This window comes from Microbacterium sp. CPCC 204701, assembly GCF_004010105.1.
GTDB lineage: Bacteria > Actinomycetota > Actinomycetes > Actinomycetales > Microbacteriaceae > Microbacterium.
The window spans coordinates 1-8,773 of sequence record NZ_RRYE01000101.1 but is presented as its reverse complement, the minus strand read 5'-3'; the positions used below and the strand labels follow the sequence as shown (position 1 = coordinate 8,773).

Annotated in this window: 8 protein-coding genes and 1 pseudogene; 5 read left to right on the top strand and 4 right to left on the bottom strand. The window is 70.6% G+C overall.

Translation table 11 applies throughout. The features are described from left to right. Nucleotides 1-1,430 (top strand): Pls/PosA family non-ribosomal peptide synthetase (locus EIO58_RS08305; RefSeq protein WP_342447971.1); only part of this gene is annotated, 1,430 nt, incomplete at its 5' end. Then, entirely contained in the window at nucleotides 1,427-2,728 is a 1,302-nt protein-coding gene (locus tag EIO58_RS08300) for a M1 family metallopeptidase (RefSeq protein WP_240658645.1), read from the top strand. The genes EIO58_RS08305 and EIO58_RS08300, both read left to right, overlap by 4 nt. Here the strand turns inward: EIO58_RS08300 and EIO58_RS08295 are convergent. The 4 genes from EIO58_RS08295 to EIO58_RS08280 all read right to left on the bottom strand — a co-directional run bounded on the left by EIO58_RS08295 (nucleotide 2,703) and on the right by EIO58_RS08280 (nucleotide 7,119). Next, entirely contained in the window at nucleotides 2,703-3,233 is a 531-nt protein-coding gene (locus tag EIO58_RS08295; RefSeq protein ID WP_127819132.1) for a chemotaxis protein CheY, read from the bottom strand. The genes EIO58_RS08300 and EIO58_RS08295 overlap by 26 nt on opposite strands. 1 nt (nucleotide 3,234) lies before the next feature. After that, the gene (locus EIO58_RS08290; protein WP_127819131.1) at nucleotides 3,235-4,173 is read right to left on the bottom strand and encodes an NUDIX hydrolase; all 939 of its coding nucleotides are present in this window, start codon (nucleotides 4,171-4,173) and stop codon (nucleotides 3,235-3,237) included. Next, on the bottom strand, nucleotides 4,170-6,335 hold the full coding sequence (locus EIO58_RS08285; RefSeq protein ID WP_127819130.1) for an RNA degradosome polyphosphate kinase: 2,166 nt from the start codon (nucleotides 6,333-6,335) through the stop codon (nucleotides 4,170-4,172). Before EIO58_RS08285 ends, EIO58_RS08290 begins: the two co-directional genes overlap by 4 nt. Nucleotides 6,336-6,420: 85 nt before the next feature. After that, nucleotides 6,421-7,119 (bottom strand): winged helix-turn-helix domain-containing protein, encoded by a 699-nt coding sequence (locus EIO58_RS08280; protein WP_127819129.1) that lies wholly within the window; start codon nucleotides 7,117-7,119, stop codon nucleotides 6,421-6,423. A 155-nt stretch (nucleotides 7,120-7,274) separates the two neighbouring features. Between EIO58_RS08280 and EIO58_RS08275 the strand changes: the two genes are divergently transcribed. The 3 genes and pseudogenes from EIO58_RS08275 to EIO58_RS08265 all read left to right on the top strand — a co-directional run. Then, nucleotides 7,275-7,565 carry a hypothetical protein gene (locus tag EIO58_RS08275; protein WP_127819128.1) on the top strand — a complete coding sequence of 97 codons (291 nt, stop codon included), beginning with the start codon at nucleotides 7,275-7,277 and terminating at the stop codon, nucleotides 7,563-7,565. A gap of 167 nt (nucleotides 7,566-7,732) precedes the next feature. Then, nucleotides 7,733-8,329, top strand: a complete 597-nt coding sequence (locus EIO58_RS08270; RefSeq protein WP_127819127.1) for an FABP family protein — start codon at nucleotides 7,733-7,735, stop codon at nucleotides 8,327-8,329. Next, nucleotides 8,329-8,773, top strand: a pseudogene (locus EIO58_RS08265) (folate-binding protein); the annotation flags it as partial. The gene EIO58_RS08270 and the pseudogene EIO58_RS08265, both read left to right, overlap by 1 nt.

Genomic DNA, 8,773 nt, shown 5'->3' with positions numbered 1-8,773 from the left:
AACCGCCGCCCTCGCGCCGGTGGCTGTGGGCGTACGCCGCGTCGGCGCTCGGTCTGGCCATGCTGCCCATCGGCGCCTTCGCCGTCGGGGGCCTCGTCCTCGCACAGGGGATTCGCGGCGCGGCGAGCCTTGCCGACGCGTTCTTCGCTGCCCTCGTGTGGCTCGTGCCGGCGACGCTGACCGTCGGCGTGGTGTTCGCGGGCGCCGTGGTCGTGCTGGTCCGCGCGCTCTCGCTCGGGCTGCGCGCGGGCACGCACGCGGTGCGCAGCCGCGTGGGATGGCAGGCCTGGACCACCGAGCGTCTCCTGGACTCCGCGCGCACGATCCTCTTCCCGCTGTACTCGAGCCTGTTCACCCCGGTCTGGCTGCGGCTGCTGGGGGCGCGGGTCGGGCGCGACGTGGAGGCATCCACCGTTCTGCTCATCCCCTCGATGACCCAGATCGACGACGGCGCGTTCCTCGCCGACGACACGATGGTGGCCTCGTACGAGCTGCGCCGGGGCTGGATGCGCCTCGGCCCCGTGCGGATCGGCAAGCGGGCGTTCCTCGGCAACTCGGGCATGGCGCCGCCCGGGCATCGCGTTCCGCGCGATGGTCTCGTCGCAGTGCTGTCGTCGGCGCCCGTCAAAGCGAAGGCGGGGTCGTCCTGGCTCGGATCGCCGGCCGTCCGACTGCGCCGCCAGCCCAGCGACGCCGACCAGAGCCGCACCTACAAGCCGCCCGTGCGGCTTCGCGTGGCGCGGGCGCTGTGGGAGGTCTGCCGGATCGTGCCGGTATTCGTGACGTGCGGCATCGGACTGCTCGTGCTGTTCGGGCTCGCCGCGCTGGTCGAACACGCAGGACCCCTCGCAGCGCTGCTGCTGTCGGGTGTCGTGCTGCTGGCCGCCGGCGCGCTCGCGGCGGGCGTCACGACGGCGGCGAAGTGGGCGATCGTCGGAGCGATCCGCGCCGGCGAGCAGCCGCTCTGGTCGAGCTTCGTGTGGCGCACCGAGGTGTCGGACACGTTCACCGAGATGGTCGCCGCGCCGTGGTTCGCGCGCAGTGCCGCCGGAACGCCGGCGCTGGCGGTATGGCTCCGCTCGCTCGGCGCGACGATCGGGCGCGGTGTGTGGTGCGAGAGCTACTGGCTTCCCGAGCCCGACCTCGTGACGCTCGGCGACGCCTCGACCGTCAACCGCGGGTGCGTTGTGCAGACGCACCTGTTCCATGATCGAATCATGAGCATGGACACCGTCGACCTCGAGGCGGGCGCGACGCTCGGCCCTCACAGCGTGATCCTTCCAGCGGCCACGATCGGCGCGCACGCCACCGTCGGACCGGCATCGCTGGTGATGCGCGGCGAGACCGTGCCGGTCGGGTCACGCTGGAGCGGCAATCCGATCGGGCCGTGGCGCGCGGTCAAGGTCCGCTCGTACCAGTCGATATCGTGATCGGCGCCCACGACCGGTACGCGCCGCAGAGCGGGGACCCGTCGTTCGACGTCCGCTCGTACGACCTCGAGGTCGACTACCGCGTGCGGACGAACAGGCTTCAGGGCCGCGCGACCGTGAATGCCGTCGCGGCCGAGCGCATCGGATCGGTGCGGCTCGACCTGATCGGCCTGCGCGTCACGCGCCTGCGCGTCGACGGCGAGCAGCAGACGAGATTCCAGCAGGGCCCGCGGTCGCTCCGCATCGCGCTGCCGAGGACGTTCGAGGCGGGGGAGGAGTTCTCGATCGACATCGCGTATGCCGGTGCGCCGTCGCCGCGCCGGTCGCGGTGGGGCGCGATCGGCTGGGAGGAGCTCGAAGACGGCGCGCTGGTCGCCGCGCAGCCCACAGGGGCGCCGACGTGGTTCCCCTGCAACGACCGCCCGGACGACCGAGCCCGCTACCGGATCGCGGTCACGACCGACGACGGCTACGCCGTCGCCGCAACCGGCGTGCCCTCGGAGCCCGCCCGTGTGGCAGGACGCATCCGCCGCGAGTTCTGCTCCGACGTGCCGATGGCCACGTACCTCGCCGCCGTCCACATCGGCCGCTACCGCGAGGAGGTCGTCGGCACCACCCGGCTCGTGTATCCGGCTCGCCTGAAGTCCGCCGTCCGGCGTGCCTTCGCCGATGTCCCCCGCATACTGGCGTGCTTCGAGGAGGCGTTCGGGGCGTACCCGCAGGACACGTGCACCGTCGTGGTCACCTCCGACGCCCTCGAGATACCGCTCGAGGCGCAGGGCCTCGTGGTGTTCGGCTCGAATCACCTCGAGGCGGACTCGGCTCGGCTGATCCCGCACGAGCTCGCCCACCAGTGGTTCGGCAACAGCGTCGGAATCGGGCGCTGGCGCGACATCTGGCTCAATGAGGGATTCGCGTGCTTCGCGGAATGGGTCTGGTCCGAGGCCTCGGGCGGTCCATCGATCGCAGAGCTCGCCGATCGGCATCACGCCGCCCTGGCGGCGGCCCCGCAGGATCTGCTGCTGTCGGACCCCGGACCCGACACCATGTTCGACGACCGCGTCTACAAGCGCGGGGCGCTGACGCTGGAGGCGCTGCGCAGGGGGGTCGGCGACGCCGTCTTCGGCGAGATCGTCCGCACGTGGGTCGCCGGCCACCGGCACGGGATCGTCACGACCGAGGACTTCCGCGCCTGCGTGGAGCGGGTCGGCGGGACCGTGGCGGAGGCGCTGATCGACGTGTGGCTCGACCGGCCCGAGGTCCCGCCGCTCGTCACGCGCGCCGCACCGCGACGCTGACGAGGACGCCGGGCGGGGACGCAGGCTCCCAGCCGGTCGCCATCACGCCGTCGGGGAGCACCGCCGTCCAGCTTGCGGCAGCCTCGCGGACCACGACCGTCGCAGGCTCCACGCGCAGCCCGCGGCCGTCCGCCTTGAGTGCCGCTTCGATGCGCGTCCAGTCCCGGAGCGTCGCCGCGCGTCCTGGATCGATGATCCCCCGCATCCCGGCGGCCTCCCGGCGGGGGTCGACGAGTGGCTCCGCGTCCACGCCGAGGCCTGTGACGCCGTCCGCGCGTGAGGAGACGGCAGCCACAGCGAGCGCGCCCGCGTACGACACGCTCGCGACGAAGGGCTCGTTCGTGACGATCACCGGGCCGTGGGGTCCGCCGCAGCGGGCGCACGGGTTGTCGAGCTCGGCGCCGGGCGGCAGCATGCTCTGCAGCAGGGCCCACGCCGTGGCCCGTCGCTCCGCCCCGGTCGGGATCTCGCGCCATCGCACGGCGACGGGGGGCAAGGCGCTCATGTCACACCTTCGGCGCGTGGGTCTCGATCGCGACGATCCCAGAGCCCGGGTTGTCGGTCGACAGGTGCACGACCGAGAACGCGGCAGGCTCGAGCGCCGACGCGCTGCCGAGGTAGGACCCGCGCAGCGTGCCGGTCGCCAGCGCGATCTCGTTCATGATGTCGGGCAGCACCGGGCCGTGACTGCACAGCACGGCTGGCTTGCGCGCGCGGACGCGCTCGCCGACGATCCGGCGCGGGTCGGAGGTGCCGTCCTCCCACGCGTCCTGACCGATGAGCTGCGTCGTGTGCACTTTGCGGCGGAGCACCTCCGAAAGCGGCGTGATCGTCCTGACGCAGCGGGTCGCGGGGCTCGAGATGAGCTTGCGGGCGCCGAACGAGGCGAGCGGTCCGACGATCGACGTCGCCTGCTTCTTGCCGCGCGGCGACAACGGCCGCTCCGCATCCTCCCCCTGCCACCCGCCGCGTTCGACGGCCTTGGCATGCCGCAGCACGATGATCGGGAAGGTGCGCAGCACGCCCTCTTCGACAATACGCACGAAGTTCTCGACGATCTCGACGTCGACCGGGTAGCTGAGCCGGGCCATCGCCTTCTTGGGCGTGACCCACTCCAGCGCGGCGATCTCGCGGTTCGGCACGAACTCCGATGCCCGGATCGCGGCATCCGTCGCCTCGGCGGCCCAGTAATGCACGATCTTGGTGCGCTTGCTCGGAAGGTGGTAGCGCGAGACGCCCACCGGCACGCCGAGTGAGACACGGATGCCGGTCTCTTCGTGGATCTCGCGCGCCGCCGTCTCGGCGAGCATCTCACCGGGGTCGACCTTGCCCTTCGGAAGCGTCACATCGCGGTACTTGGTGCGGTGGATGAGGAGGACGCGCAGCTTGTCGTCGACGACACGCCACACGACGCCCCCCGCCGCGTAGACGGCGGTCTCGGTCATCGAACCGCCCGTGCGCGTCGGCGGCGCTGCACGTTCGCCATGGTCTTGTCCTGCAGGTCGATGAGCGCGGCGCCGTCGTCGCCGATGTTGTGGCGAACCCACTCACCGTCGGGCCCAAGGTGCCACGAACTCGTGCCGTCGCTCATCGCGAGGTCGAACAGGTCGCTCAGCTCCTTGACATGCGCGGCCGACGACACCCGCACCAGCGCCTCGACGCGGCGGTCGAGGTTGCGGTGCATCATGTCGGCGCTGCCGATGTACGCGACGGGGTCGCCGTCGTTGTGGAAGGCGAAGATGCGCGAGTGCTCGAGGTAGCGGCCGAGGATCGAGCGGACCGTGATGTTCTCGCTCATGCCCGGAACGCCGGGCTTGAGCGAGCAGATGCCGCGCACCCACACCTCGACCTTCACACCGGCGAGGCTGGCGCGGTACAGGGCGTCGATGATCTGCTCGTCGACCATCGAGTTCACCTTGATGCGGACGCTCGCGGGCTTGCCGTCGAGAGCATTGCGGCGCTCCCTCTCGATGAGGCGGAGCAGTCCCTTGCGCAGATGCAGGGGGGCCACGAGCAGCCGTTTGAACTTCTTCTCGATCGCGTAGCCGCTCAGTTCGTTGAACAGGCGCGTGAGGTCACGGCCGACCTGGTCGTCGGCGGTGAAGAGGCCGAAGTCCTCGTAGATGCGGCTCGTCTTGGGGTTGTAGTTGCCGGTGCCGACGTGGCTGTAGCTGCGCAGCACGCCGTTCTCTTCGCGGATGACCAGCGCGAGCTTGCAGTGGGTCTTGAGGCCGACGAGCCCGTAGACGACGTGCACGCCCGCCTTCTCGAGCTTGCGCGCCCACACGATGTTGTTCGCCTCGTCGAAGCGGGCCTTGATCTCGACCAGCGCGAGCACCTGCTTGCCCGCCTCGGCGGCGTCGATGAGCGCCTCGACGATGGGGCTGTCGCCCGATGTGCGGTACAGCGTCTGCTTGATGGCGAGCACGTGGGGATCTTTGGCCGCCTGCTCGAGGAAGGCCTGCACGCTCGTCGCGAACGACTCGTACGGGTGGTGCACGAGGACGTCGCCCTTGCGGATCGACGCGAAGATGTCGGCGCGCTCGTTGTTGTCGCCGGGCTGGAAGGCGAGCGCCGTCGTCGGCACGTGCGGCTTGTACCGCAGACCGGGGCGGTTGATCCGGCCCAGGTCGAACAGGCCGCGCAGGTCGAGCGGACCGGGGAGGCGGTAGACCTCCTGCTCGGTGATGTCGAGCTCCTTGAGGAGGAGATCGAGCGTCAGCTCGTCCATGTCGTCGGTGATCTCGAGGCGGATGGGCGGCCCGAATCGCCGGCGCAGCAGCTCGGCCTCGAGCGCCTGGATGAGATTCTCGGTCTCGTCCTCCTCGATGACGACGTCCTCGTTGCGCGTGAGGCGGAAGGCGTGGTGGTCGAGCACCTCCATGCCGGGGAAGAGGTCGTCGAGGTGGCTCGAGATGAGGTCCTCGAGCGGCAGGAGGCGCACGACGCCGTCGACGCGCGAAAGCTCGATGAAGCGGGGCAGCATCGGCGGAACTTTCAGGCGCGCGAACTCCTGGCGTCCGGTGCGGGCGTTGCGGATGCGGATCGCGAGGTTCAGCGACAGGCCCGAGATGTAGGGGAACGGGTGCGCCGGATCGACGGCGAGCGGCATCAGCACCGGGAACACCTGCGACTGGAAGTAGTCGTACAGCCGCCCGCGCTCGCCTTCGTCGAGGGCGTCGTACGAGACGACCGAGATGCCGGCATCCGTCATCGCGGGCTCGACCAGTTTCGTCCACGCGTCCGCGTGCCGCACCTGCAGGCGGTGCGCCTCGGCCGAGATGTCGGCGAGGACGTCGGCGGGGGAGCGGCCGACGTTCGTCGGCACCGCGAGGCCGGTGAGGATGCGACGCTTCAGGCCTGCGACGCGCACCATGAAGAACTCGTCCAGGTTGCTCGCGAAGATCGCGAGGAAGTTCGCCCGTTCGAGCACGGGCAGGCTCGGGTCCTCGGCGAGCTCGAGCACGCGCTGATTGAACGAGAGCCAGCTCACCTCCCGGTCGAGATAGCGATGTTCGGGCAGCTGCGCATCGAACTCCTCCGACTGGTCGAAGTCGTCGTCGTCCGCGTCGCCCAGGCCGGCGTCGAGCACCTCGGGTTCGATCATCCCCTCATCATTGCAGGGTCGTATGACCAGAGTGTGAACAGTGCGAGCAGACGACGGATGCCGATTCCCGCGGATCCGCCGGCCGTCAGGCGTCGCTGCGCGCGCGCGGCGAGGGGATCTGGTCGTCCTCGTAGACGTTGAAGCGGTAGCCCACGTTGCGCACCGTGCCGATGAGCTGCTCGAGGTCGCCGAGCTTCGCGCGAAGGCGTCGCACGTGCACGTCGACCGTGCGCGTGCCGCCGAAGTAGTCGTACCCCCACACCTCGCTCAGCAGCTGCTCGCGCGTGAACACCCGCGACGGGTGGGTGGCGAAGAAATGGAGGAGCTGGAACTCCTTGTACGTGAGGTCGAGCGGCTTGCCGTGCACCTTCGCCGAATACGAGGACTCGTCGATCGTGATGCCAGACGTCTGGATGCGCGTCGAGACCTGCTCGGTGGCCTGCCGCCCGATCGCGAGCCGGATGCGCGCGTCGACCTCGGCGGGTCCGGCGGTCATGAGGATGACGTCGTCGACGCCCCAGTCGGTCGAGACCGCGGTGAGTCCGCCCTCGGTCACGATCAGCAGCAGCGGCGCATCGAGACCGGTCGTGTTGAGGATCTTGCACAGCGACTTCGCGCCGACGAGGTCCATGCGCGCGTCGACGAAGATGACGTCGGCGCTCGGCGCGTTCACCAGCTGCGCAGGCTCGGCGGGGATCAGGCGCACGCGGTGACTCAGGAGTTCGAGCGAAGGCAGAACAGGGCCGCCTCCGTGCGTGGAGCTCAGAACCAGGAGCTGTGCCAATGCGTCGCCTTCCGGGCGCGTGGGCGCGCCGTGCACCCCAGTGTAGGGCGTGCGCGGCGCTCGCTCGGCTCGTGCGTCGCCCGCCGGCACCTCCCAGGGCACCCCGAGAAGCCTGCCGCGATGCGTCCGGCGCCGATCTGCGGGATGATAGCGACGTGGCCGTGCCAGAACTCGCTCCTCGCCGCACCTTCGGCGGCATCGTCGTCGTATGGGTCGTCGCTGCGGTCCTCGCAGTGGTCATCGGCGTCTTCGCGACGCCGGACTGGCGGGCCGCGTGGCTGGGCGTCGGTCTCGGCGGCTGTCTGATCCTGGCGTTCGCGGCACAGCTGTGGTCGGGCCGGTCGCAGGGATTCACCGAGCGGGTCGCCGCGAGCATCTTCGGCGCGGTGCTCGTGATGGGCGTCATCAGCCTGGGGTTCGGGCTGGCTGCCGTCGTTCCCGCGTAGTCTCCCCGCCCGGAGCGAGGGATGGTCCCATTAGACTGTCGGTATGGATCTCGTCGCGCTCGAACTGTTCTTCGTGGGCCTGCTGGGTCTGGCCATGCTCGCGATCGTCTTCGTCTCCGCGGTGGTCCTGAAGAACCTCTACCGCGGTCAGCGCTGACGGGCGCGTCGTGATCGAGCTGCCGACCGACCTCCCCGCGGAGCTGGTGCCGCTGTCGTGGCTCGTGGGCGTGTGGGAGGGCACGGGGGTCATCGACTACGGCGACCATGCATTCTCGGGCGAGTTCACCCATCGCGTGAGCTTCAGCCATGACGGCGGCGACTACCTGAATTACTCCGGCGAGGCGTGGCTTCACGGACGGGGCGGCGACCGCACGCGCCTGGTCGCCGAACTCGGCTACTGGCGCCTCTCTCGCGCCGCGACCGACGCCGACCCCGGCCCCGGTCTGCTGCCGCCCACTGCGGGCCCCGTCACGCGGACGGTCGACGACATCGAGGGGCTCCGCAACGCCGACGGCGGCTTCGACATCGAGGTCGCGCTCGTGCACGCGGACGGCGTCTCGGAGCTGTACCTCGGCCAGATCCGCGGCCCCCGCGTCGACATCGCCACCGACGCCGTCGTGCGCCCAGCCGGCTCGAAGGCGTATGCGGCGGCCACGCGCATGTACGGCCTCGTCGACGCGCACCTGCTGTGGGCGTGGGATGTCGCGGCGCTGGGATTCGAGCTCGGCTCGCACGCGTCGGCGCGCCTCGCGCGGGTGGACTGATGGCGAACGCATTCGCGCGCGTGTCCGGAGCCGTCGTGGACGGCGCCGGCCTGCGTCACGTGGGCAATCCGCTCATCGAGCAGCGTCGCCTCCACGACGGCGACGCCCTCGCCCCCCTCGGCGACCGCGCGGTGATCGCGGTCGCGGGCGAGGACCGCCTCTCGTGGCTGGACTCGCTCTCGTCGCAGGCGCTCACGCAGCTCGAACCCGGCGTGGGCACCGAGCTGCTCGTGCTGGATCCGCACGGACACGTCGAGCATGCGGCATCCGTCGTCGACGACGGCGAGACGGCGTGGCTCATCGCCGATCACGATGACGCGCCGGGCCTTCTGGAGTGGCTGCGCAAGATGCGATTCCGCCTGCGTGTCGCACCTCGCGCAGCCGACGACGAGTTCGCGCTGATCGGCGGCACCCCGGCCGCGCTCGGACGCGTCGTCCCCGCTG